We start from the raw sequence: 24,400 nt of genomic DNA, 5'->3' as shown, positions 1-24,400 counted from the left end.
AATGACGACGGGGACGCCGGGAAGGAGTTCGCGATGGCCCTGAGAGCCGCCCCCGAATCCGAGGTCGAGTACCTGAAAACGGATCCGGATCTGCCGCCGGTCGGCGTCGTGGACCGCACCCCGATCTCACCGGCGGCGCGGATCACGTTCGCGGTCCTCGGCCTTCTCGGCGGCATCGCCTGGGTGATGATCGCGTTCGTTCGCGGCGAGAACATCAACGCCGTCTGGTTCGTCGTGGCCGCCGTCTGCACCTACCTCATCGCCTACCGCTTCTACGCGCGGTTCATCGAGCGCAAACTCGTCCAACCCCGTGATGACCGGGCCACGCCCGCCGAGATCCTCGAGAACGGCAAGGACTACATGCCGACGGATCGGCGTGTGCTGTTCGGGCACCACTTCGCCGCCATCGCCGGCGCAGGGCCCCTCGTCGGCCCCGTCCTCGCCGCCCAGATGGGTTATCTGCCCGGCACGCTGTGGATCATCATCGGCGTCGTCTTCGCCGGAGCCGTCCAGGACTTCCTCGTCCTGTGGATCTCGACGAAGCGCCGCGGCCGCAGCCTCGGCCAGATGGCACGCGACGAACTCGGCGTCGTCGGTGGCATCGCCGCGATGATCGGTGTCTTCGTCATCATGATCATCCTCATCGCGGTGCTCGCCCTCGTCGTCGTCAACGCGCTCGCGGAAAGCCCGTGGGGTGTCTTCTCCATCGCCATGACCATCCCGATCGCCCTCTTCATGGGCGTCTACCTGCGGTACCTGCGCCCGGGCAAGGTCGCGGAGGTGTCGCTGATCGGCGTCGTGCTGCTGCTCCTCGCCATCGTCTCCGGCGGCTGGGTGGCCGACACCGGCTGGGGCGCCGACTGGTTCACGCTGTCCAAGGTGACCATCGCCTGGCTGATGATCGCCTACGGTTTCGCCGCCTCCGTCCTGCCCGTGTGGCTGCTCCTCGCCCCGCGCGACTACCTGTCGACGTTCATGAAGATCGGCACGATCGTCCTGCTGGCCATCGGCATCCTGGTCGCGCAGCCCGCCATCAAGATGCCCGACGTCACGACGTTCGCCATCCAGGGCAACGGCCCCGCCTTCGCGGGTTCGCTGTTCCCGTTCCTGTTCATCACGATCGCGTGCGGCGCGCTGTCCGGCTTCCACGCCCTCATCTCCTCCGGCACGACGCCCAAACTGCTGGCGAAGGAAAAGCAGATGCGGCTGATCGGCTACGGCGGCATGCTCACCGAGTCGTTCGTCGCGATCATGGCGCTCGTCACCGCGTGCATCATCGACCAGCACCTGTACTTCGCGCTGAACGCGCCGGCCACCCTCACCGGCGGAACCCCCGAGACGGCCGCGACGTATGTGAACAGCCTCGGACTCTCCAGCCCGAACATCTCCGCGGACACCCTCGCGCAGGCCGCGGCGGGCGTCGACGAGGAGTCGATCATCTCGCGCACCGGCGGTGCCCCGACGCTCGCGTTCGGCATGTCGGAGGTGCTCAGCCAGTTCCTCGGCGGCGCTGCCCTCAAGTCGTTCTGGTATCACTTCGCGATCATGTTCGAGGCGCTGTTCATCCTCACCACCGTCGACGCCGGCACCCGGGTCGCCCGATTCATGCTGTCGGACTCGCTCGGCAACTTCGGCGGACCCGCCCGCAAGTTCAAGGATCCGTCGTGGCGCATCGGCGCGTGGGTGTGCTCGCTCGCCGTCGTCGGACTGTGGGGTGCCATCCTCCTGATGGGCGTCACCGACCCGCTCGGCGGCATCAACACCCTGTTCCCGCTGTTCGGCATCGCGAACCAGTTGCTCGCCGCGATCGCGCTGACGGTGGTCCTCGCCATAGTCATGAAGAAGGGCCTGTTCAAGTGGGCCTGGATTCCCGGTGTTCCCCTCGTCTGGGACCTGATCGTCACCATGACCGCGTCGTGGCAGAAGATCTTCTCCGGCAACACCTCCGTCGGCTACTGGTCCCAGCACGCCGCGTTCAAGGAGGCGAAGGAAGCGGGCAAGACCAGCTTCGGATCCGCCAAGACCCCCGAGGCCATCGACGCCGTCATCCGCAACACGTTCATCCAGGGCACCCTGTCGATCGTATTCGCCGGCCTCGTCCTCGTCGTCGTGGTGGCCGGAGCGCTCGTGTGCCTCAAGGCGTTCCGGGCCGGTGGACTGCCAACCACCGAGGCACCCGAGAAACCGTCGAAGATCTTCGCACCGGCCGGGTTCGTCACCACCGCCGCCGAGAAGGAACTCGACAAGGAATGGAACGAACTCATCGCCTCCGGCGCGGTTCGCGCACCGGGCGCGGCACACACCCACACGGACAGGGCACATCATCATGATGAATAGGGTCGTGGGGGCCGTCCGGACCGCCTGGTGGTGGACGGGGGCGCTGATGGGCGACCACGACTACAGCAGGTACGTCGAGCACCTTCGCCGCCACCATCCGGACGCCGAGGTGCCGAGCGAGCGGGAGTACTGGCGAGCGCGCTACGCGGACGCCGACGCCAACCCGGGCGCCCGCTGCTGCTGACCTCACCGTGCCGGCCCGGCGTTCCCCAGTACTGTCAGTACTGATCGGCTGAGCAGACACGGCAGGGAGGACCATCTGTGACGGAGAAGGAAGCCCCGGCACCGTCCGGGAGCGCGGTCACGAAACCGGACCGCGGGCACCTCATCGGGGTGGGTGCGATGTGGCTGGCCAAGTGGTCGCTGGTCCTCGCGGCAATCGCGCTGGGCGCGTTGCTGTTCGGATGGATCATCGAGAAGCTGTGGGTGATCGTCCTCCCCGTGCTGCTGGCGGTGGTGGTGTGCACGGTGCTGTGGCCGCCGACGCGGGCGATGACGAAGCGGCGTATCCCCCCGGCTGCGGCCGCCGCGACGACGCTCGTCGTGTTCATCGCCGTCGTCGCCGGGATCATCGCCGGCATCGTGCCGTCCGTCGTCAGGCAGGCCCCCGAGCTGGCCAACAAGGCCACCCAGGGCATCAACCAGGTGCAGGACTGGTTGAAGGGTCCACCGATCAACCTGCAGGACGATCAGATCGACCAGGGCATCCACACGATCATCGTGAAGGTCCAGGAGAGTGGAACGGTCATCGCGTCCGGGGTGTTCACCGGTGTCAGCACCGCCAGCTCGCTGCTGATCACGCTGGGCCTGGTGCTGGTGCTGTCGTTCTTCTTCATCAAGGACGGCCCCCGGTTCATCCCGTGGCTGCATTCCGTCAGCGGCGGCCGCGCGGGCCGTCACCTCGAAGAGGTGCTGGGCCGCATGTGGGACACACTCGGCGGTTTCATCCGCACCCAGGCACTGGTCAGCCTCATCGACGCCGTCTTCATCGGCGCCGGACTGGTGATTCTCGGCGTGCCGCTGGCACCGGTCCTCGCGATCCTGACGTTCATCGGTGGCTTCATCCCGATCGTCGGTGCGTTCGTCGCCGGCGCACTCGCCGTGTTGGTCGCGTTGGTCGCCAACGGTCTCACCACCGCGGTGATCGTGCTGATCATCATCCTCGTGGTGCAGCAGATCGAGGGCAACGTGCTGCAGCCGGTACTCCAGAGCAAGAGCATGAAACTGCACGCCGTCGTGGTGCTGCTCGCCGTCACCGCCGGTGGTTCCGTGTTCGGGATCGTCGGAGCCTTCCTCGCGGTGCCCGCCGCCGCCGTCGCCGCCGTGGTGGTGCGCTACATCGGTGAGCAGATCGACGAGCACAGCGCCGAAAGCAACATCCCCGACGCCGTCGCCGCGAACGAAGACCTCGACGACGCCGAACGGGAGGGCGTCACCGTCGACGAGACCGCCGTCGCGTCCAAGCCGGACTGACCGGCGGTCAGCCGGCCACCATCTCCACGGCGGAGCCGGTGCGTCCGCGGATCACGTGCAGCCTGCTCGGGATTCGCTGACGCAGCTCGTCGACGTGACTGACGATGCCCACCACCCGGCCGCCGTCACGCAGCTCGTCGAGGACGCCCATCACCGAGTCGAGGGTGTCAGCGTCGAGGGTGCCGAATCCCTCGTCGATGAACATCGTGTCGAGCACGACGCCACCCGACTCGGCCGCCACCACATCGGCGAGACCGAGCGCCAGCGACAGCGACGCCAGGAACGACTCACCGCCGGACAGGGTCTTGGCCGACCGCACCACCCCGGTGTAGTCGTCGCGGATGTCCAGTCCCAGGCCGCCGCGACGGCCTCGCGGACCGGCCTCGTCGCTGTGGACGAATTCGTAGCGCCCGGCCGACATCCGGCCGAGTCGCGCGGACGCCGACACCGCGACCTCTTCCAGCCGGGCCGCCAGCACATACGACCGCAGCGACATCTTCCTGGCGTTCTGGCCACGGCCCGCGATCACCTCGGCGAGCGCGGCGAGTTCCTCGTGCGCGGCCTGCATCGGGGCAATCGTCTCGGCGGTCTTGTCGAGCTGAGCGACGTACCGTTCCAGATCGAGCAGTCGGCGCTCGGCGTCGGACGCCGCAGCGACGGCGACGTCCACGACCTCCGCCGCCGCGTCGTGAGCCTGCTGGACGGCCGCCAATTCCACGGGTTCCGCGTCGGCGACAGCGGCGACCTCGGGGTCGTCGAGGACGCGGCGCGCCCCGACCTCGGCATCCCGCGCCGCCGTCAGGGCGGCCTCGATCTCACCCCAGCGGGCGGCCGGCCGGACCGCGGCCACGGCGTCGTCGATACTGCCGAAACCGGCGTCCCGGGCGAACGCGCCGGCCTTGGCCGCGAGTTCACGGGCCGCGGACTCTGCTCCGGCGCCGGCGTCCCGCGCGTCCAGCAGTTCCGATGCCGCATCGGCGAGGGCGTCGAGTCGGGCGCGCCGGTCCTCGACGCTCGGGTCGTCGCCCGCCGCCTGACTCACCCGGGCCCGGATCTCCCCGAGCTGGGTCCTGCTCGCAGCGATCCGCTCGGCCACCGTGGCGGCGTCGGCTCCGACGTCCCGCGACCGTTCCTGCAGCCGGCTCTCGCGGTCCCGCAGTTCGGCGAGAGACGCGGACCGGTGCTCCACCTGGTTGCCGAGCGCAGTCGCCTCCCCCACCGCCGTCTCCGCGGCCGAGAGTGCTTGCGCGAGTTCGTCCGCGTCGCCGTCGCCGCCGCGCTGCACGAGCACGTCGATCGCGCGTTCGGCGGCGCCCAGTTTCTCGGTCGCGGTCGTCAACGCCGCCGCGGCCTTCTGCTCCGCCGCGCGTGCCTTGTCCTCGTCGGCCTTCGTGACCGACAGCTCGGACGGTTCGGCGGGCTGCGGATGCTCGGGTGAACCGCACACCTGGCACGCGACACCGTCTTCGAGCGTGCCCGCCAGTTCGGCGGCCATGCCCGCGATCCGGCGTTGCAGCAGGTCGAGCCAGTGTTCGCGCGCGTCCTGGTGCTGCTCCCGGGCCTCGAGCGCCGCGCCCTCGAGGCGATCCCGCTCGACGCGGCGGGTGCGGAGATCCGCCGCCGCGGAGGCTGCGTCGGCTGCCCGGTCCCGGGTGTCGACCAGGCCGGGCAGCGCGGCGCGGGCCTTCTCCGCCGAGTCGAGAGCCTTCTCTGCTTCCCGCAGGGCGAGTGGCAGTTGGTCCCGCTCCCGCGACAGCGCGGCACCGGTCTCGGTGAGTTCGGCCTGCCGGGCGCGCAATTGCTCCACCTCGACGGCGAGGCGTTCGGCGGCAACGGATTCGGCGAGTGCCCCGTCGAGGCGCACGATCTCGTCACGCCAGGTGCGGATACCGGCCCGGATGTGTTCGCGTTCGTCTGCGGTCGGCGGCCAGGACAACTCCGCAACGAGGTCGGCGCCGCCCACCGTCGCGCGCAGTCCGTCGGTGATCGCCCCGACGTTCCGCGCTGCGGCCGCGGCCTTGGCGCGGGCGGCGTCGGCGTCTCGCGCCACCGTCGCGACCGGTTCTGCCCGGCGCGCATCCGCCAGTTCGGCGACGAGTTCGGCCCGCTGGTCGGCACCCGCTGCGTGGGTGTCGAGTTCCGTCTCGGCTCGCCGCCGGCGGTTCTGCAGTTCGAGGACACGGCGCGCCTCGGTGAGCGCGTCACGGGCAACCTTCGCCCGGCTCTTGGCCTTCTGCAGGTCGTCCGCTGCCAGGTCGCGGGTTTCGCGCGCCTCGTCCTCGAGCTTGTGGGCCCAGGTCACCGGATCGGCGTCGGCGCCGCCCTCGATCCCGGCAGCGGTCGCGACCCTCGCGAGCAGCACGTCGACGGCCCGCTGGTGCTCGTCGAGTTCGTGGGCGCTGGTGCGCCTGCGGTCGAGGAACCACTCCTCCACCGTCTCGAATCGGGTGGTGTCGAACAGCCGCTCCAGCAGCTGACCGCGCTCCTCGGTGTCGGCGCGAAGGAACTTCGCGAACTCGCCCTGCGGCAGCAGCACCACCTGGAAGAACTGGTCGGCGCTCATCCCCATCAGCCGCCCGACCTCGTCGGCGATGTCGGGGATCCGGGACAGGTTCTCGCCGTGACCGTCGAGCCACGTCAGCGTGGCCTTCGCGTTTTCCTTGATCGTCCCCGACCCGCGACGCTTGGGCCGCTCGAACTCCGGGCTGCGGACGAGCCGCAGATGCCGGCCGGCGATCGTCGCCTCGAGCGTCACCGTCGGAACGGATCCGGCGGGCGCGTGGTCGGACAGGAGGCGCTTGCCGTCCTTCCGCGCCCCGGGCACGGTGCCGTAGAGCGCGAACGCCACCGCGTCGAGGACCGTCGTCTTGCCGGCCCCGGTATGACCGTGCAGCAGAAACAGCCCGTCCGCACCGAGCCGATCGAAGTCGACTTCCACAGATCCGGCGAACGGCCCGAAGGCTTCGACTTCGAGTCGATGCAGCCTCATGCCGTCTGTTCCAGCGCGACGACCTCGGCGGTGTCCTCGCCGGTCCGGTCGGCGTAACCGAGAGCGGCCTCCACGAGCCGGATCTCGCCCGTCGTCGGTTCGCTGCGCAAATCGGTGAGGAAGCTGCGGGTGATCTGCAGATCACTGCGCCCGTGCACCTTGTCGCGGTACCGCAGATCGTCGGCGCCGTCCGGGCGTTGCCACTCGAGGTGGACGGCGAACGGGAACCGGGTCTGGAGTGAGCGCATGGCGTCGACCGGACGTTCCGGGTCGGTGAGCACCGCCGACACGTAGCAGTCTTCGGCGTCGCGGAACGCGTCGTCCTCGAGCAACTGCTGCACCGTCCCGGTCAGCTGCTTCAGACCGCGGACCACCGGCAGATCGACCCGCTCGACGGAGTGCAGTCCGTCGGCGTCGAGGTCCACCAGGAAGACGGCCTTGCCGTGGGTGCGTTCACCGAACGAGTACGGCAGCGGCGAACCCGAGTAGCGGATGTTCTCGGTGAGGGTCTGCGGCGAGTGGAGGTGGCCGAGCGCGACGTAGTCGACCCCGCCGAAAGCCGAAGCCGACACCGTTTCGACGCCGCCGACGGAAATGGACCGTTCCGACCCGGTGGCCTCCGCCCCCACCACGAACGCGTGGGCCAGCACCACTGATCGGGTACGCGGTGCGTTCTCGCGGCGCGCATCGAGGTCGGTGTGGACACGGCCCATCGCGGCGTCGAGGATCTCGGCGTGCGACCGGGCGGACGGCACGTCGAGTTGGGCGCGGGTGATCTCGGGCTCGAGATAGGGAATGCCGTAGAACGCGACGGGTCCGTGCGCGTCCTCGAGCACGACGGGCGCGCCGATCCCGGCGACCGTCGTCATGAGGTGCAGCCCGCCCGCCCGGGAGAACGCGGCACCCGCGCCGAGCCGTGCTGCGGAATCGTGGTTGCCGGACGTGGCGACGATGACCGCGCCCGCGTCCCGGATGGCTTCGAATCCGCGATTGCACACGGTGACGGCGTCCGCGCTGGGGATCGACCGGTCGTACACGTCTCCGGGAACGACGACGACGTCCACACCGCGCTCGGCGACGAGAGCGGCGATCGCGTCGAGCACACGGGCCTGGTCGGTGAGCAGGTCCACCCCGTGGAACGTGCGTCCGATGTGCCAGTCCGAAGTGTGCAGGATCCTCATGTCCCGAGACCGTAGAGCACGGTGCCGACAACCTCGAACACCTCGGCCGCGTGGCGTCCGAGCGATTCGACGTGTCGGTGGGCGGGTGCACCATGAGCCACACGAATGCACTCGCTGCACTCGGAATGCTGCCGGCGCCGGCCGCGGTTCGGCGCGCCGCCGCCCGGGCGTGGATGGAGTCCCGGGTCACAGTCACCGCCCGCAAGCTCCACGACCTCCACGTGTTCGACGGCGACGTCACCGAGGTCAGCGCCGTCGATTCGTGGCCGCGACGCACAAATCTCGGGGATCTCTCGGGCTCCACCGGTCACGCCAACGGAGCTAGTCAACAAGTTGCCGCTACTGTCGTTGTGTGTCTGCAACCCAACGTGCTCGCTCTGGGGTGCCGCTCGACAGGCGGTCGATTGTCCCTACGGTCCCCGGTCTCCCCTGGTGGGGTGTCATTCTCCTGGCCGTCGGAGTCAGCTTTGTCGGATTCGCTGTCGATGCGGCTCGTGGCACCGAACTCACGGCGGCGTTTTCCACCTTCTACTTCCTCGGCTGTGTCCTCGCCGTGGCGGCTGCCGGCAACCGGGCCCTGTTCACCGCGATCGTCCAGCCGCCGCTGATTCTGTTCGTCGCGGTGCCGCTCGGGCAGAGCCTGATCGCGGAGGAGAACAGCACCGCACTGAAAGACCTGGCGATCAACGTCGCGTATCCGTTGGTCAACCGATTTCCGGTGATGCTCGCCGCCACCGTGGTGACGCTGCTGATCGGTGGGCTCCGCCTCTTCCTGCTGCAGCAGCGCACGACCGGTCCTGCGCGGACCTCGGAGCGGCGCCGTGCGCAGCGGGCGCCCCGCACCGCCCGTCCCCGGCGCGCAGCCGAAGGGTCGGAGCAGTCCCCGCCGCCGCGTCGGGCGCGGGACAGGGACAGGGACAGGGACACCTCGAGGGACGCCGCACGGGAGCACCCTCGGTCGTCGCGACGGGCAGCCACACCGCCGCCCCGCCGCTCGTCCTCGTCGGGCGGGCGCACAGCGCCTCCACCACCGATGGTCGACCGGGCAGCGCAGGCGCCCCGGTCGGCACCGCCGCGGACCACGCAGGCACCGCGATCGGTCCCGCCGCGGACCACACCGCGGCCGCGGCCCGACAACGACGTGCCTGCCCACCCCATTCCGCAGGTGCGCTACCGCGACCGGTACGAGCCGCCGTTCGAGTCGGAGCAGCCCCGCTAGAGGGGCGACAGCGCCGGTAGCGGGCCGATCAGGTCCGCGCGGCGCGAAGCTCGCGCGGCAGTGCGAAGACCAGCGTCTCGTTGGCCGTGGTGACCGGCTGGACGTCGTGGAATCCGTGCTCGTCGAGCAGATCGATCACACCCCGCACCAGGATTTCCGGCACGGACGCGCCCGACGTGATCCCCACCGTCCGGACACCGTCGAGCCAGGCCGGATCCACTTCGCGGGCGTAGTCGACCAGGTACGACGCCTTCGCGCCCGCACCCAGCGCGACCTCGACGAGGCGAACCGAGTTGGAGGAGTTACGGGATCCGACGACGATGACGAGATCACATTCGGGGGCCATCGCCTTGACCGCCACCTGACGGTTCTGGGTGGCGTAGCAGATGTCGTCGCTCGGCGGGTCCTGCAGACTCGGGAAACGCTCCCGCAGTCGGGCGACCGTCTGCATCGTCTCGTCGACGCTCAACGTGGTCTGCGACAACCAGATGACCTTCGATTCGTCGCGGACCGTCACGGCGTCGACGGAATCGGGGCCGTCCACGAGTTGCACGTGATCGGGGGCCTCGCCGGCCGTGCCCTCCACTTCCTCGTGGCCCTCGTGGCCGATGAGGAGGATGTCGAAGTCGTCGCGGGCGAAACGCTTGGCTTCCTGGTGGACCTTCGTGACCAGCGGGCACGTGGCGTCGATGGTGCGCAGATTGCGTGCGGCGGCCGATTCGTGGACCGCGGGAGACACGCCGTGCGCGGAGAACACGAGCAGCGCACCTTCGGGAACCTCGTCGGTCTCGTCGACGAAGACCACCCCCTGGTCGCTCAGCGTCTCGACGACGTGGCGGTTGTGGACGATCTCCTTGCGCACGTAGATGGGGGCGCCGTGCTTCTCGAGCGCCTTCTCCACCGTTTCGACGGCGCGGTCCACGCCGGCGCAGTAGCCGCGGGGCTCCGCGAGCAGTACGCGCTTCCCGCCGTCGGCACGCGACGCTCCCGAATCTGCCGAACGTGTGATACCCACATTGAGTGGAACAGCCGAAGACATGGTTCCAGACTACGGGTCACCCCGGACGGACGACACTTTCGCGGGGCCTCGGCGGGGTAGTGTGCGCATCGTCGCACCGAAGTCGTCGACGCTGTGGGCACGTCGGCTACCCAAACGTGCCGTTGTCAGGCAGGCTGTGGGAATGATTCGTCCCCCGTTCGTGGCGCGTGTCGCCGCCGGAATCGCCGTGACGGCCGTCGAAGAGGCCAGGAAACTGCCGACCACCGCGGCGACCCTGCCCATGACCGCGGTCAGTCAGGTGCTGCAGACCACGATGCGCGTTCAGCAGTCCATGACGGCACTGGCCATCAAGGGCGACCAGGCCTTCGCACTCATCAACTGGACCCACGACGACGAGCAGCCCGCCTGGGCCGTCTTCGACGAGGACACCGATCCGGCGCCCGGCGTCGACGGCGCCGCCGAGGAGCGGTCTGCCGGACCGGGCCGGTTCGCGCTGTACTCGCTGAGCCCGCAGGACGAGAGCGCACCCGAGAAGGTCTCGGCCCCGAGGGCGGCACCCGCCGCCACCAACGGCGCCGCCACCACGAAGACGGCGAGCAAGAAGCCCGCCGCCGCCCGGCCTGCCGTGGCCGAACCCGAGATCGCCGTGGTCCTCGACTACGGCACCCTGACCCTGGCCCAGTTGCGGGCACGTCTGCGCAACCTGTCCGTCGAGGACCTCACGGCGCTGCTGGACTACGAGAACGCGACCCTGGCCCGCGCGCCGTTCCAGACCATGCTGACCAACCGCATCACCACCGCCAAGGCCAAGTGACCTCCGCACAGCCCCGCGCAACCAGTACCGGACCGAGTACCGCCGAGCAGCCGTGGCCGGTCCGCACCGTGTCGGCCAAGGTCGCACAGTGGATCGACCGGCTCGGGAGTGTCTGGGTTGAGGGACAGATCACCCAGATCAACGCCCGTCCGGGCACCCGGACGGCGTTTCTGGTGCTGCGCGACCCGTCCGTCGACATGTCGCTGTCGGTGACCTGCTCCCCGCAGTTGCTGCAGAACTCCCCCGTCCCGCTCACCGAGGGCAGCCGGGTGGTGATGTTCGGCAAGTTGTCGTTCTACACGGGCCGCGGATCGGTCTCGTTGCGGGTCACGGAGATCCGCGCGATCGGGATCGGTGAACTCCTGGCCCGGATCGAGCGGTTGCGCGCGCTGCTGGCCGCCGAGGGCCTGTTCGACCCTCGGCTGAAGCGTCCGCTGCCGTTCCTGCCCGGCACCATCGGGTTGATCACCGGTCGTGCGAGCGCCGCCGAGCACGACGTCCTCAGCGTGGCGCAACGCCGCTGGCCCGCCGTGCGCTTCGAGGTGCGCAACACTCCGGTGCAGGGCGCGACCGCGGTGCCGCAGATCCTCGACGCGTTGAAGGAATTGGACGCCGACCCGCACGTCGACGTCATCATCCTCGCGCGCGGCGGCGGCAGCGTGGAGGATCTGCTGCCGTTCTCCGACGAGACGCTGTGCCGGGCGATCGTCGCGTGCCGCACCCCGGTGGTCAGTGCCATCGGCCACGAACCGGACAGTCCGCTCAGCGACCACGTCGCCGACCTGCGGGCCGCGACACCGACGGACGCCGCCAAGCGGGTGGTGCCGGACGCCGTCGCCGAGCAGGCACTCGTCGGCGAACTGCGGTCGCGGAGCGCGGCCGCCCTGCGCAACTGGGTGCAGCGCGAGTCGCATCTGATCTCCCAGCTGCGCAGCAGGCCGGTCCTCGCGGACCCGTTGCGCGCACTCGACCACCGGTCGGACGAGGTCGAGCGGCTGCGGGAGGCCGGGCGACGCGACATCAGCCGGGCGATCGCCGCGGAGAGCACCACGATCGAGCACCTCCGGGCAAGGCTGACGACCCTCGGGCCCGCCGCGACCCTGGCCCGCGGCTACTCCGTGGTCCAGCGGATCGTGCCGGACGGCGACCCGGAGGTCCTGCGTTCGGTCGACGACGCCCCGCCGGGAACCCAGATTCGCGTTCGAGTCGCCGACGGCGCAGTCCGCGCCGCGGTGATGGGAAAGGACAAGTAGGAACATGAGCAACCCCACCGGAAACGACACCGACATCGCGGAGCTCGGTTACGAGGCGGCGCGCGACGAGCTCGTCGACGTGGTCAAGGTGCTCGAACAGGGCGGCCTCGACCTCGACGCGTCACTCGCGCTGTGGGAGCGCGGCGAGGCGCTGGCCAAACGCTGCGAGGAGCACCTCGCGGGCGCCCGCAAGCGCGTCGAGACTGCCCTCGCCCACGCCGAGGACGAGGGCTGACACTCGTCGTCAGGCGGCGAGGATCGGGGCGTCGGCCGCCGCGGTGGTGAGCTGCTCGAACGCCTCGGGTGACGCACTGCCCGTGACGAGGAGCCGGACGTCGCCGAAATCGGACACCCAGATCGGTTCGACACCCTCCCCGCCGTACACGATCCAGCTGTGACCTGCGACGTCCTCGGTGCCCGTCGCCGTCCGCGGACCACCCGCGACGAACGGCACGAGCACCGTCTCGACGGCGTTGCTCTGCGTCAGCTGGATGTAGCGGCCGGCCTCGGTGATGAATCCGACGGTGCTCGAATCGCCGCCGCCGTCACCGCTGACGATGCTGCGGCTGCCCGAGTTGGGCGTCCAGCCCTCCGGCGTCTCCGGCTTGCGGACCGGGAACGGCAGGTCCTGCGCGTCGTACTTCAGCGCCGCGTCCACGTCGAAGCTGGGAATCGGGCCGCTCGTGGGTCCGCCCGGGCTGAACGTGCATTGGCTGGCGATACCCGCGATCAGCACACAGAACAGGACAAGGGGTACGAGCGACCACACCATGTCGCGGTTGTTGTGCAGGATGCGGGGTTTATCAGATGCCACGCCCACCAGTATCCAGGGTCGGTCCCGGAACAACGATTCTCGGTCCCCTGATTCGCGCCCCAGCAGCGCACGTCACACATCTTTCTGGGAGAATCAGCAGCGAGATCCACCCGACACTCGGCGGCCGACGGCCACCGACACAGCGTCGACGTACAACGTCGACCGTGACTGCACCAGGAGGCACTGCCCATGACGGCTAGCACCACTTCGAGTCGCCGCGAGGCCCCGGACCGAAATCTTGCTCTGGAATTGGTCCGAGTCACCGAGGCTGGTGCGATGGCTGCCGGTCGCTGGGTCGGCCGTGGCGACAAGGAGGGTGGCGACGGCGCCGCCGTCGACGCCATGCGCCAGCTCGTGAGCTCGGTCTCGATGCGCGGCGTCGTCGTCATCGGCGAGGGCGAGAAGGACGAAGCCCCGATGCTGTTCAACGGCGAGGAAGTCGGCAACGGCGACGGACCCGAGTGCGACTTCGCCGTCGACCCGGTCGACGGCACCACCCTGATGGCGAAGGGCATGCCCAACGCGATCGCCGTCCTCGCGGTCGCCGAGCGCGGCGCGATGTTCGACCCGTCCGCGGTGTTCTACATGGAGAAGATCGCCGTCGGTCCCGACGCCGCCGATGTCATCGACATCACTGCGCCCGTCGCCGAGAACATCAAGCGTGTCGCGAAGGTCCGCAAGGCGTCCACCTCCGACGTGACGGTCTGCATCCTCGACCGTCCCCGGCACGCCGGACTCATCCAGGAGGTCCGGGACACCGGCGCCCGCATTCGCCTCATCTCCGACGGTGACGTCGCGGGTGCGATCGCCGCCGCGCGTCCGGACTCGGGCACCGACATCCTGATCGGCACCGGTGGAACCCCGGAGGGCATCATCGCCGCCGCCGCCATGCGCTGTATGGGTGGTTCGCTGCAGGGCCGGCTGGCCCCGACGGACGACGCCGAGCGGCAGAAGGCCATCGACGCAGGCCACGACCTGGATCGCGTGCTGACCACCGAAGATCTCGTGTCCGGTGAGAACGTCTTCTTCTGCGCCACCGGCGTCACGGACGGCGACCTTCTCCGCGGTGTCCGCTACTACGGTGGCGGCGCTTCGACGCAGTCGATCGTGATGCGGTCGAAGTCGGGCACCGTCCGCATGATCGACGCGTACCACCGTCTGGAGAAGCTGCGCGAGTACTCGTCCGTGGACTTCACGGGCGAGGACGGCGCCATCCCGCCGACGTTCTAGGACCTTCGGCCTCGTGCGCCTTTCCGGTAGCAGCAGCAACCGGAAAGGCGCACGGGGAGCACCCCCACGACGCGCTCGAAAGTGGCATGTTTGACGCATGACCGAGAGCAACGAGCAGCAGTACCGGATCGAACACGACACCATGGGCGAGGTGCGGGTGCCCGTGGATGCGCTGTGGCGCGCGCAAACTCAGCGCGCCGTCGAGAACTTCCCGATCAGCGGTCGAGGTCTCGAGCGCACCCAGATACGCGCGATGGGTCTGCTGAAGGCAGCCTGTGCGCAGGTCAACAAGGATCTCGGGCTCCTCGACGCCGAGAAGGCGGATGCCATCATCGCCGCGGCGGGCGAGATCGCCGAGGGCAAGCACGACGACCAGTTCCCCATCGACGTCTTCCAGACCGGTTCGGGCACCAGTTCCAACATGAACGCCAACGAGGTGATCGCGTCGATCGCCGCGGCGAACGGTGTGGTCGTCCACCCCAACGACGACGTCAACATGTCGCAGTCGTCCAACGACACCTTCCCCACCGCGACGCACGTCGCGGCAACCGAGTCGGCGGTGAAGGACCTGCTGCCCGCCCTCGACCACCTGCGCCTCGCCCTGCTTGACAAGTCCACCGAGTGGAAGACCGTCGTGAAGTCGGGCCGCACCCACCTCATGGACGCCGTCCCGGTGACCCTCGGTCAGGAGTTCGGCGGGTACGCCCGTCAGATGGAGGCCGGGATGGAGCGGGTGGTGGCCTGCCTTCCGCGGCTCGGTGAGCTGCCCATCGGCGGCACCGCGGTCGGGACGGGACTCAACGCCCCCGACGGATTCGGACCGAAGGTCGTCGCCGAACTGGTCAAGGCGACGGGCGTCGACGCCCTCACCCCGGCGAAGAACAGCTTCGAGGCGCAGGCCGCGCGTGACGGACTGGTGGAGGCTTCCGGCGCGCTGCGCACGATCGCGGTGTCCCTGACCAAGATCGCCAACGACATCCGCTGGATGGGGTCGGGTCCGCTCACCGGTCTCGGCGAGATCCGTCTCCCCGACCTGCAGCCCGGCAGTTCGATCATGCCCGGCAAGGTCAACCCGGTTCTCCCGGAGGCCGCCACCCAGGTTGCCGCACAGGTGGTCGGCAACGACGCCGCGGTCGCCTGGGGCGGTGCGGCGGGCGCCTTCGAACTCAACGTGTACATCCCGATGATGGCGCGGAACCTGCTCGAATCGCTGACGTTGCTGTCCAACGTGTCGCGACTGTTCGCCGACCGGTGCGTCGTGGGGCTCGTCGCGAACACCGAGCACCTCAAGACCCTCGCGGAGTCGTCGCCGTCCATCGTGACGCCGCTGAATTCCGCGATCGGGTACGAGGAGGCCGCGGCCGTCGCCAAACAGGCGCTGAAGGAGAAGAAGACCATCCGCGAGACCGTCGTCGACCGCGGTCTGATCGGCGACAAGCTGACCGAGGAAGAACTCGACAAGCGTCTCGACGTGCTGGCGATGGCAAAGGTGAAGGACTGACCCCGGCCGACGCGAGAGGGCCCGCACTCGAACCGAGTGCGGGCCCTCTCGCGTCGAAGTCCTACAGCAGCGCGGACAGCTCGTCGCGGGCCTTCTCGCCCTCGGTGCCGAGGTCGGTGCGTCCGGCGATGTTCCACGAGCGGAGCAGCGGGGCGAACACCTTCTCCCCCTGCTGGGCGGGGTCGTAGATGCCGGCCTCCGCGAGCACCGCGGTGCTGTCGGTTCCGCCGGGCAATGCCACGCTCGGCACGTCGAACGCGACGATCCGCGAGGCGATGGCGCGCATCGTCTGGTCGGGCACCAGCTCGAACGCCGCCTCGACGACGTTCCGGTAGAACAGCGACTGCAGTTCGTCGTCCGAGGCCAGCCGCTCGGCGATCACGGCCACCAGCGGGTCCTCACCGAGCGCGGCCGTGTTGTGATGACGCACGGCCGCGGCCTTCTCCTCGAATGCAGAGTTCGCGAGCATCTCGATCAGATGCATCGGCGGCATCGCGTAACCGCGGACCATCTCGTCCATCCGGGCGCGCTCGAGGGCGACGGGATCGACGGCGCGCGTCACCATCAGGTAGTTCCGGAGCACGATGGAGTGCCGGTTCTCCTCCGCGGTCCAGCGGCCGACCCAGCGCCACCACGGGCCCACCAGGGCCAGGTGCTTGGCGATCTCACGGTGGTATGCGGGCACGTTGTCGGCCACCAGCACGCCCACCGTCAGCGCGAGTGCCTCGACGTCGCTCAGGGTCGACTGATCTGCCGACCAATCCGTTCCACCCATGAACGCGAAGTTCTTGCCCTGGTCCCACGGAACCAGATCGTGCGGCTGCCAGCCGTCCGCCTCGGCGATGTGACGTGTGAGGTTTTCGTCCACCACCGGGGCCAGCTCACTGAGCAGCTGCGAGTCGTTTTTTTCAATCGGCATCCGCACACCGTAGCGTCCGCGGCCCGGAGCCGGGTCGACCACCGGTGGATTCGACGTGAACAACGCCGGCGTTGTGACGAAAACATCCAGGTCATGGGCTTGCGATCGTTAGGCTGACAGCTGACGGCTTCCCCGGGCCCGAGCGGAGGATCACCAATGCGCAGACTTCGGAACCTGACGATACTTCTCTCGGCTGTCGCTCTCGGCGGGTCACTCGTGACCGGGTGCGGCTCCGACGCGGACGACGCAGGATCCGCCGACGCGTCCGGCGCCAATCCCACCTCGGAGTCCTCCGGCCCGCCCAACCCGGCCGCCGTCGCGGGCGTCGACATTCCCGACGGCCAGATCGACGATGCCGTGGGCCGCCTCGACGACCTGGCGAACGAGTTGATGGAGAGCTCCGGAATGCCGGGCATGGCGGTCGCCGTCGTCCACGGCGGGCAGACCGTCTACGCGAAGGGATTCGGGGTGCGCGAGGCGGGTACCGATCAGAAGGTGGACGCGGACACCGTGTTCCAACTGGCGTCGATGTCGAAGTCGGTGGGGTCGACGGTGGTGGCCCATCAGGTCGATGCCGGCGTCATCGGCTGGGACACTCCCGTGGTGTCCAAGCTGCCCGGTTTCGCCCTCGCCGACCCGTGGGTCACCGAGCACGTCACGGTGGGCGATCTGTACTCACACCGGTCGGGCTTGCCCGATCATGCCGGCGACCACCTCGAGGACCTGGGGTACGACCAGCAGCAGGTGCTCGACAAACTCCGGCTCGACCCGCTGAACCCGTTTCGGATCACTTACGAGTACACCAACTTCGGTCTCACTGCGGCGGCTGAGGCCGTCGCGGCGGCATCGGGGACGGATTGGGCGACGCTCTCCGAGCAGGCGATCTACGGGCCGCTGGGAATGTCGTCCACGAGTTCGCGGTTCGCCGACTACGAGGCCCGCAGCGACCGCGCCGTCGCGCACCAACTCGTCGACGGCAAGTACGTCGCCGATGCGGTACGCAACCCCGACGCGCAGTCCCCCGCAGGCGGGGTGAGCTCGTCCGTCAACGACATGGGCAAATGGCTGGCAATGCTGCTGGCCGACGGAACGTTCGAGGGCAAGGAGATCGTCTCCCCCGAGGCGCTGCAACCGGCGGTCAGTCCTCAGATCGTGTCCAGCCCACCGCGTTCGATGGACAGCCGTCCGGGATCGTACGGTTACGGGTTCAACGTCTCGACCACCCCGGCCGGCCGGGTCTCCCTGAGCCACTCCGGCGGGTTCCAGCTCGGGGTGGCGACGAACTTCGTCGCGATACCGTCCGCCGACGTCGCGATCGTCGCGCTGACCAACGGGTCGCCCATCGGAATTCCCGAGACCCTCACCGCCGAGTTCGCCGACCTCGTCCAGTTCGGGGAGATCCGCGAGGACTGGAGATCGTTGTATCGGCAGGCCATCTCGCCGATGTCCGAGCCCGAGGGCAGTCTCGTCGGCCAGACGGCCCCCGCGAATCCGGCGCCACCGCAGCCGCTGCCGACCTACACGGGCACCTACAACAACCCGTACTGGGGGCCCGCGGTCGTCACCGAGAGCAACGGCGCGCTGACGCTCGGGCTCGGGCCCGCCGGGCAGACGTACCCCCTGACCCACTGGGACGGCGACACCTTCACCTTCACGCTCAGCGGGGAGAACGCCCCGCCCGGAACCATCTCGAAGGCCACGTTCGCCGGCAACGACGTCACACTCGAGTACTACGACACCGAAGGCACGGGGACGTTCGTCCGCTGAGCCGACACAACCGACGGGGAGAAGATCATGAACACGAACTCGCATGCACCGACGGGAACCGATCGCACGGAGACGGCGGATATCCAAGTGGTCCGGGCATTCCTGGACGCCCTCGTCGCCGGCGATCCGGACACCGCGCAGCAGTATCTCCACGACGACATCGTCTGGCACAACGTGTCGCTGCCGAAGATCCGCGGCATCGGCGCCGTCATGCGGATCTTCCGCGGAATGAGCCGTCCCGGTTTCGGATTCGACGTGCGCCTGCACCACATCGCCGGCGACGGAACGGCCGTGCTGACCGAACGCACCGACGTCCTCATCTACAAGCGGCTGCGCAGCGAATTCTGGGTGTGCGGCACGTTCGAGATGAGGGATGGCAAGATCGCCGTCTGGCGCGACTACTTCAGCAACCGGGATGTCCTCTGGGGCACCCTCAAAGGCATCGTGCGCGCGTTCTGACGTATCCGCCCGATGTCACCTCGGTTCGTTTCGGACCGTGGCGACATCGGGCGGATCACGCTGCAGGGCAGTCGCCTACGGCGTCGGCCCGAACTCCTCCAGCATCTCCGTCACGAGCGCCGCGATCGGCGAACGCTCACTGCGGGTCAACGTGATGTGCGCGAACAGCGGATGCCCCTTGAGCTTCTCGATCACCGCGGCCACACCGTCGTGACGTCCGACCCTCAGGTTGTCGCGCTGGGCGACGTCGTGGGTGAGGATCACCCGGGACCCGGTACCCAGCCGGGACAGCACCGTGAGCAGCACGTTGCGTTCGAGCGACTGCGCCTCGTCCACGATCACGAACGAATCGTGCAGCGACCGTCCGCGAATGTGCGTGAGCGGCAGCACTTCCAGCATGCCGCGGCTGATCACCTCGTCCATCACCTCGGTGCTGGCCAGTCCGTCGAGAGTGTCGAAGACCGCCTGGGCCCAGGGACCCATCTTCTCGCTCTCACTGCCCGGCAGATAGCCGAGTTCCTGGCCGCCCACCGCGTAGAGCGGCCGGAAGACAACGACTTTCCGCTGAGTGCGACGCTCGAGCACCGCCTCCAGTCCCGCCGTCAACGCCAGCGCCGACTTTCCGGTGCCCGCCTTGCCGCCCAGGGACACGATGCCCACACTGTCGTCCAGCAGGATGTCGAGGGCGATCCGCTGCTCGGCCGAACGTCCGTGCAGGCCGAACGCCTCCCGCTCCCCCCGCACCAGCTGCACCCGCTTGTCGGCGTTCACGCGGCCCAGTGCACTCGACGAACCACCCAGCAGCCGAATACCCGTGTGGCACGGAAGCTCCCGGGCCTCCTCCAGATCGACGACGCCTTCGGAGAACAGCTCGTCGATCGACGAGGACGCCACGTCCAACTCGGTCATCCCCGTCCAACCCGACGGAACGACGTCGTGGGCGTGGTACTCGTCGGCCGGGAGGCCCACCGCACCGGCCTTCACCCGCAGCGGGATGTCCTTGCTGACCAGGACGACGTCACCGCCCTCGGCCTCGAGGTTCAATGCGCAGGCCAGGATCCTCGAATCGTTGCTGTCCGTGCGGAATCCGACCGGCAGAACCGACGGGTCGGTGTGATTCAGCTCGACCTGCAGGGTGCCGCCGTCCGTGCCGATCGGCACGGGCTGGTCGAGTCGACCGTACTCGAGACGGAGGTCGTCGAGCATGCGCAGCGATTCTCTTGCGAACCATCCCAACTCGTGGTGATGCCGCTTCCCTTCGAGCTCGCTGATCACGACGAGGGGAAGCACCACGCGGTGCTCGGCGAACCTGGTGACGGCCCAGGGGTCGGACAGCAGTACGGAGGTGTCGAGTACGAACGTACGCACTGCAGAATCCGAAGATTTCCTGGGGGCGACGGACGACTGTCCGGCGCGGGCTGAGACGGAGCGTGAAGCAGTCACGTTGGCTCCTAGGTCTGCGCGGCACCCGCGCAAACTCGGTTCGCTGGACCGGTCCGTCCCTGGTGTGTCACCACACGAGGGCCGGGCGCCGGCCCCCTCGCACTGAGTGTGTCAGCCACGATCAGGACCTCCCGTACAAGCAACTTCCCCGCTGCCTGTTACCCCCGACGGTACTGCCAAACACGCCGATCGGCTGACCGAGCGGCGGGCGTGTCGGTGAACAACTGGTTACACGGAGAAGGCGCTTCGCGCCCGTGCGCCTTTCTGGTTGCTCCAGCTACCAAAAAGGCGCACGGGCGGCGGAGCCGCCTAGATCAGGCGCCAGTCCTCGAGACCCTCGTACAGCGGGAAGTCGGCGGCGAGCTTCGACACGCGGGCCTTCAGCGTCTCGACGTCGGACGCACCGGCGAGCGCGGTGCCGATGATGTCGGCGACCTCGGTGAACTGCTCGTCGCCGAATCCGCGGGACGCGAGCGCGGCGGTGCCGATCCGGAGACCGGACGTGACCATCGGCGGGCGCGGGTCGAACGGCACGGCGTTGCGGTTGACGGTGATGCCGACCTCGTGGAGGAGGTCCTCACCCTGCTGGCCGTCGAGCTGCGAGTTGCGCAGGTCGACGAGCACGAGGTGCACGTCGGTACCGCCGGTGAGAACGCTGACGCCCTTGTCCACGACATCCGAGCCGGTCAGGCGCTCGGCGAGGATCTTCGCACCGGTGAGGGTGCGCTGCTGACGATCCTTGAACTCCTCGGTGCCCGCGATCTTCAGGGAGACGGCCTTGGCGGCGATGGCGTGCATCAGCGGCCCACCCTGCTGACCGGGGAACACGGCGGAGTTGAGCTTCTTCGCCCACTCCTGCTTGGCCAGGATCAGACCGGAGCGGGGCCCGCCGAGCGTCTTGTGGACGGTGCTGGACACGACGTCGGCGTAGGGCACGGGCGACGGGTGCAGCCCGGCCGCGACCAGGCCCGCGAAGTGCGCCATGTCGACCCACAGGTACGCGCCGACCTCGTCGGCGATCGACCGGAACGCGGCGAAGTCCTCGTGCCGCGGGTACGCGGACCAGCCGGCGACGATGACCTTCGGCTGCGCGGCGACGGCGATCTTGCGGACCTCGTCCATGTCGATGCGGTGGTCTTCCTTGCTGACCCCGTACGACTCGACGTCGTAGAGCTTGCCGGAGAAGTTCAGCTTCATGCCGTGCGTGAGGTGACCGCCGTGCGCCAGGTCGAGGCCAAGGAGCTTCTCGCCCGGGTTCATCAGGGCCATCAGGACCGCCGCGTTGGCCTGTGCGCCGGAGTGCGGCTGGACGTTCGCGAAGTCGGCGCCGAACAGTTCCTTCGCCCGGGTGCGGGCGAGGTCCTCGACGACGTCGACGTGCTCGCAGCCGCCGTAGTACCGGCGTCCCGGGTACCCTTCGGCGTACTTGTTGGTGAGGACGCTGCCCTGCGCCTGGAGGACGGCGCGGGGAACGAAGTTCTCCGAGGCGATCATCTCCAGCGTGTTGCGCTGACGGGCCAGCTCACCTGCCATGGCCTGGGCGACTTCGGGGTCGAGTTCGGCGAGGGGGGCCGTGTTGACGTCGGTACCGGGCACAGCGGTCATCGAGGAATCTCCAAGCTGGATGCGGAAACGAATGCTCCCAGTCTACGAACTATCCGTGAGGACTTCCTAACCGCCCGCGGTGAGGTACCCCTCACCGGCACGCAGGACGCTGGGAACGAGCGGCTCGTCGAGCAGTCGGCGGAACCGTTCCGACCGTTCCGCGCCGACCGGCACCTCGGCCAGCCAGCCCCCGAGCAGGCGGTATCCCTCCACGTACGTGCTGGTGTATGCCCGCCACAGCGGCGAGGACAGGAAGCGCAGCGACTGCCGGGTCCGCTCGGGGGTCGACAGGCTCCACCGCTGCAGGAACGCCGCGACGTCGTCGTGGCTGCGGCCTTCGTCGTGCAGCATCATCGCCGCGTCCTGCCGCACCCCGAGCAGCTGTCCGGACGCACCGGACAGGCGTTGCGCCTGCTCACCGTCGAATCGCAGACCGAGGTCGGCGTAGATTTCCTGCGCCCACAGCCCCCAGTCGGACCCGACGATCGATTCGAGCGCGAGGTCGGCGAGGCCCTCGGCCATCAGGCACTGCGGGGTGTTGACGACGAACAACGTCTGCTCGAGTTGTCCGGCGCCGACGAGCCCGGCTTCCTTCCGGCAGTGCTCGGTGTGGTGGCCGGGGTACGACTCGTGCGCGATCAGCCGCGGCAGGTTCGCCATGTGCTGTTCGAGGTCGGAGTTGATCGCGACCTTCGAGCGGTAGTCGCCGAGGTAGTAGTTGAACCCGGACCACGGCTTGTCGCCCACGACCTCGTACTCCACCACCTCCGAGTCGGGCAGCGCGTAGTGCTGCCGCACGAGGTCGCGAAGGGCGCTCGAGAAGGCGTCGACGCATTCCTGCAACCGGTCGGCGGGAATCGCGTCCTTCGCCCGGTGCACCCGGATGCGTTCGGCCAGCGGTCCCGGTCCGGGCAGCACGGCGTCCATCTTCCGGTGTGCCTCCCGGTACTGCTCCTCGTCGCCGCGTTCGATGCGGACGTCGAAGTACGCGTCGACCTCGTCGACGAAGCCGACGTCGTCACCCGCGAATTTGCGCCCCGAGCATTCGAGCGCGCGCAGGTGGACGTCGAGGAACCGGGTCCGCTCCTCGGACAGTCCCGCCGAGGGCAACTCCGCGCGGAGGTTCGCCGCCGTCCGGGCGAGGTCCCTCGGATCGGGCTTCGGCGCGTTCTCTACCTGCCTGCGCAGCGCGGGATCGCCGGTGTACGCGTCGACGAATCCTTCCTCCAGCCGGTCGAAACCCAGCCCGAGCAGCAAGTATTCGCGAACGAACGAATCGGATTCCATGCCGTCCGACCTTAGTCGCAGACGCGTCTGCCTGACCCGCCGACAGCGCAGCCTGTGGCACCAAGCACAATCCGACTATGCAACCGCTACTCGCCAGCGCGACGACGACGGCAGAGATTCTGGGCATGGACCGCTCACTCCCCCGTGTACCCGAGTGTGAGCGGAACTGATGGCGCGGACGAGCGAGTCCAGTCCGTACGTCGAATTCGACCGGAAGCAGTGGCGCACACTGCGTAAGTCGACGCCGCTCGTCCTCACCGAAGAAGAGCTGTACGGACTGCGGGGCCTCGGCGAGCAGATCGACCTCGAGGAGGTCGCGGAGGTTTACCTGCCGCTGTCGCGTCTCATCCACCTACAGGTGGCGGCCCGGCAGCGACTGTTCGCCGCGACCGCGACGTTCCTCGGCGAAAAGCATCCCGACCAGCAGGTGCCGTTCGTGATCGGCGTCGCGGGCAGCGTGGCGGTCGGCAAGTCCACCACGGCGCGTGTCCTGCAGGCGCTCCTCGCGCGCTGGGAGCACCATCCCCGTGTCGACCTGGTGACGACGGACGGCTTCCTGTACCCGACGGCCGAATTGAACCGCCGCGGGATCATGCACCGCAAGGGCTTTCCCGAGAGTTACGACCGCCGCAAGCTGCTGCGGTTCGTCACCGAGGTGAAGTCGGGGGCCGAAGAAGTGGCCGCACCGGTCTATTCGCACATCTCGTACGACATCATCCCCGGCCAGTACCACCTGATCCGGCAGCCGGACATCCTCATCATCGAGGGTCTCAACGTGCTGCAGACCGGTCCGCGGCTGATGGTGTCGGACCTGTTCGACTTCTCGATCTACGTCGACGCCCGGATCGAGGACATCGAGAACTGGTACATCCAGCGATTTCTCGCGCTGCGGAAGACGTCGTTCTCCGACCCCGACGCGCATTTCCACCACTACGCCGGACTGTCCGACCGGGACGCGACGTCTGCCGCGCAGGAGATCTGGCACAACATCAACCGGCCGAATCTGGTGGAGAACATCCTGCCGACGCGTCCGCGCGCGACGCTCGTGCTCCGCAAGGATGCCAATCACTCGATCAACCGGCTGCGCCTGCGCAAGCTGTAGGTGAGTG

Annotated in this window: 20 protein-coding genes; 12 read left to right on the top strand and 8 right to left on the bottom strand. The window is 68.7% G+C overall.

What is annotated here, in order from left to right:
• Positions 1-33 precede the first annotated feature (33 nt).
• From JWS14_RS32115 to JWS14_RS32105, 3 genes are all read left to right on the top strand, one after another.
• A complete protein-coding gene (locus JWS14_RS32115) occupies positions 34-2,337 on the top strand; it encodes a carbon starvation CstA family protein (RefSeq protein WP_206015078.1) in 2,304 nt (767 codons plus the stop codon).
• Complete coding sequence (locus JWS14_RS32110) at positions 2,330-2,521, top strand: YbdD/YjiX family protein (RefSeq protein ID WP_043826878.1); 192 nt, start codon at positions 2,330-2,332, stop codon at positions 2,519-2,521. Before JWS14_RS32115 ends, JWS14_RS32110 begins: the two co-directional genes overlap by 8 nt.
• 77 nt (positions 2,522-2,598) lie before the next feature.
• Positions 2,599-3,810, top strand: coding sequence for an AI-2E family transporter (locus JWS14_RS32105; RefSeq protein WP_072940647.1), 1,212 nt, complete (start codon positions 2,599-2,601; stop codon positions 3,808-3,810).
• A gap of 7 nt (positions 3,811-3,817) precedes the next feature.
• On the opposite strand, the gene JWS14_RS32100 is transcribed toward JWS14_RS32105, so the two are convergent.
• Together JWS14_RS32100 and JWS14_RS32095 are read right to left on the bottom strand one after the other, a co-directional pair.
• Complete coding sequence (locus JWS14_RS32100) at positions 3,818-6,799, bottom strand: AAA family ATPase (RefSeq protein ID WP_206015077.1); 2,982 nt, start codon at positions 6,797-6,799, stop codon at positions 3,818-3,820.
• Positions 6,796-7,980: an exonuclease SbcCD subunit D gene (locus JWS14_RS32095; RefSeq protein ID WP_206015076.1), complete on the bottom strand. Its 1,185-nt coding sequence runs from the start codon at positions 7,978-7,980 to the stop codon at positions 6,796-6,798. The genes JWS14_RS32100 and JWS14_RS32095 overlap by 4 nt, the downstream gene beginning before the upstream one ends.
• Positions 7,981-8,332: 352 nt before the next feature.
• Between JWS14_RS32095 and JWS14_RS32090 the strand changes: the two genes are divergently transcribed.
• Positions 8,333-9,199 carry a DUF6542 domain-containing protein gene (locus tag JWS14_RS32090; protein WP_206015075.1) on the top strand — a complete coding sequence of 289 codons (867 nt, stop codon included), beginning with the start codon at positions 8,333-8,335 and terminating at the stop codon, positions 9,197-9,199.
• 28 nt (positions 9,200-9,227) lie between these two features.
• On the opposite strand, the gene JWS14_RS32085 is transcribed toward JWS14_RS32090, so the two are convergent.
• Positions 9,228-10,238, bottom strand: coding sequence for a 4-hydroxy-3-methylbut-2-enyl diphosphate reductase (locus tag JWS14_RS32085; RefSeq protein WP_072940657.1), 1,011 nt, complete (start codon positions 10,236-10,238; stop codon positions 9,228-9,230).
• 142 nt (positions 10,239-10,380) lie between these two features.
• Between JWS14_RS32085 and JWS14_RS32080 the strand changes: the two genes are divergently transcribed.
• Genes JWS14_RS32080 through JWS14_RS32070 form a run of 3 tightly spaced genes read left to right on the top strand, consistent with a single transcriptional unit; the run spans position 10,381 to position 12,501 of the window.
• Entirely contained in the window at positions 10,381-11,013 is a 633-nt protein-coding gene (locus JWS14_RS32080; RefSeq protein ID WP_072940660.1) for a lipid droplet-associated protein, read from the top strand.
• Positions 11,010-12,266 (top strand): exodeoxyribonuclease VII large subunit, encoded by a 1,257-nt coding sequence (xseA, locus tag JWS14_RS32075; protein ID WP_072940662.1) that lies wholly within the window; start codon positions 11,010-11,012, stop codon positions 12,264-12,266. The genes JWS14_RS32080 and xseA overlap by 4 nt, the downstream gene beginning before the upstream one ends.
• Before the next feature lie 4 nt (positions 12,267-12,270).
• Positions 12,271-12,501, top strand: coding sequence for an exodeoxyribonuclease VII small subunit (locus tag JWS14_RS32070; RefSeq protein ID WP_015889667.1), 231 nt, complete (start codon positions 12,271-12,273; stop codon positions 12,499-12,501).
• A 9-nt stretch (positions 12,502-12,510) separates the two neighbouring features.
• Here the strand turns inward: JWS14_RS32070 and JWS14_RS32065 are convergent, their stop codons facing one another.
• Positions 12,511-13,080: a DUF4245 domain-containing protein gene (locus JWS14_RS32065; protein WP_009479114.1), complete on the bottom strand. Its 570-nt coding sequence runs from the start codon at positions 13,078-13,080 to the stop codon at positions 12,511-12,513.
• A gap of 189 nt (positions 13,081-13,269) precedes the next feature.
• On the opposite strand from JWS14_RS32065, the gene glpX reads away from it, so the two are divergent.
• Together glpX and JWS14_RS32055 are read left to right on the top strand one after the other, a co-directional pair.
• The gene (glpX, locus tag JWS14_RS32060) at positions 13,270-14,310 is read left to right on the top strand and encodes a class II fructose-bisphosphatase (RefSeq protein WP_072940665.1); all 1,041 of its coding nucleotides are present in this window, start codon (positions 13,270-13,272) and stop codon (positions 14,308-14,310) included.
• Positions 14,311-14,407: 97 nt separating this feature from the next.
• On the top strand, positions 14,408-15,811 hold the full coding sequence (locus tag JWS14_RS32055; protein ID WP_072940668.1) for a class II fumarate hydratase: 1,404 nt from the start codon (positions 14,408-14,410) through the stop codon (positions 15,809-15,811).
• 61 nt (positions 15,812-15,872) lie between these two features.
• Here the strand turns inward: JWS14_RS32055 and JWS14_RS32050 are convergent, their stop codons facing one another.
• Positions 15,873-16,730, bottom strand: a complete 858-nt coding sequence (locus tag JWS14_RS32050) for an acyl-ACP desaturase (protein ID WP_095861413.1) — start codon at positions 16,728-16,730, stop codon at positions 15,873-15,875.
• A 156-nt stretch (positions 16,731-16,886) separates the two neighbouring features.
• Here JWS14_RS32050 and JWS14_RS32045 point away from each other — a divergent pair, with 156 nt between their 5' ends.
• On the top strand, positions 16,887-18,497 hold the full coding sequence (locus tag JWS14_RS32045; protein ID WP_206015074.1) for a serine hydrolase: 1,611 nt from the start codon (positions 16,887-16,889) through the stop codon (positions 18,495-18,497).
• Between the two features lie 27 nt (positions 18,498-18,524).
• Complete coding sequence (locus tag JWS14_RS32040; protein ID WP_206015073.1) at positions 18,525-18,956, top strand: limonene-1,2-epoxide hydrolase family protein; 432 nt, start codon at positions 18,525-18,527, stop codon at positions 18,954-18,956.
• A 75-nt stretch (positions 18,957-19,031) separates the two neighbouring features.
• Here JWS14_RS32040 and JWS14_RS32035 read toward each other — a convergent pair whose 3' ends face one another.
• The 3 genes from JWS14_RS32035 to JWS14_RS32025 all read right to left on the bottom strand — a co-directional run bounded on the left by JWS14_RS32035 (position 19,032) and on the right by JWS14_RS32025 (position 23,291).
• Positions 19,032-20,399, bottom strand: a complete 1,368-nt coding sequence (locus tag JWS14_RS32035) for a PhoH family protein (protein WP_072940675.1) — start codon at positions 20,397-20,399, stop codon at positions 19,032-19,034.
• 309 nt (positions 20,400-20,708) lie between these two features.
• Positions 20,709-22,004 (bottom strand): serine hydroxymethyltransferase, encoded by a 1,296-nt coding sequence (gene glyA, locus JWS14_RS32030; protein ID WP_206015072.1) that lies wholly within the window; start codon positions 22,002-22,004, stop codon positions 20,709-20,711.
• 66 nt (positions 22,005-22,070) lie between these two features.
• Complete coding sequence (locus JWS14_RS32025) at positions 22,071-23,291, bottom strand: DUF885 domain-containing protein (protein WP_206015071.1); 1,221 nt, start codon at positions 23,289-23,291, stop codon at positions 22,071-22,073.
• A gap of 169 nt (positions 23,292-23,460) precedes the next feature.
• On the opposite strand from JWS14_RS32025, the gene coaA reads away from it, so the two are divergent.
• Entirely contained in the window at positions 23,461-24,393 is a 933-nt protein-coding gene (coaA, locus tag JWS14_RS32020) for a type I pantothenate kinase (RefSeq protein ID WP_005238987.1), read from the top strand.
• The last annotated feature ends 7 nt before the right edge of the window (positions 24,394-24,400 follow it).

The organism is Rhodococcus koreensis (assembly GCF_017068375.1).
GTDB classification, from domain to species: Bacteria; Actinomycetota; Actinomycetes; order Mycobacteriales; family Mycobacteriaceae; genus Rhodococcus_F; species Rhodococcus_F koreensis.
Note: the sequence above shows the minus strand (reverse complement) of the source record. Positions and strands in the feature narration are given on the sequence as shown.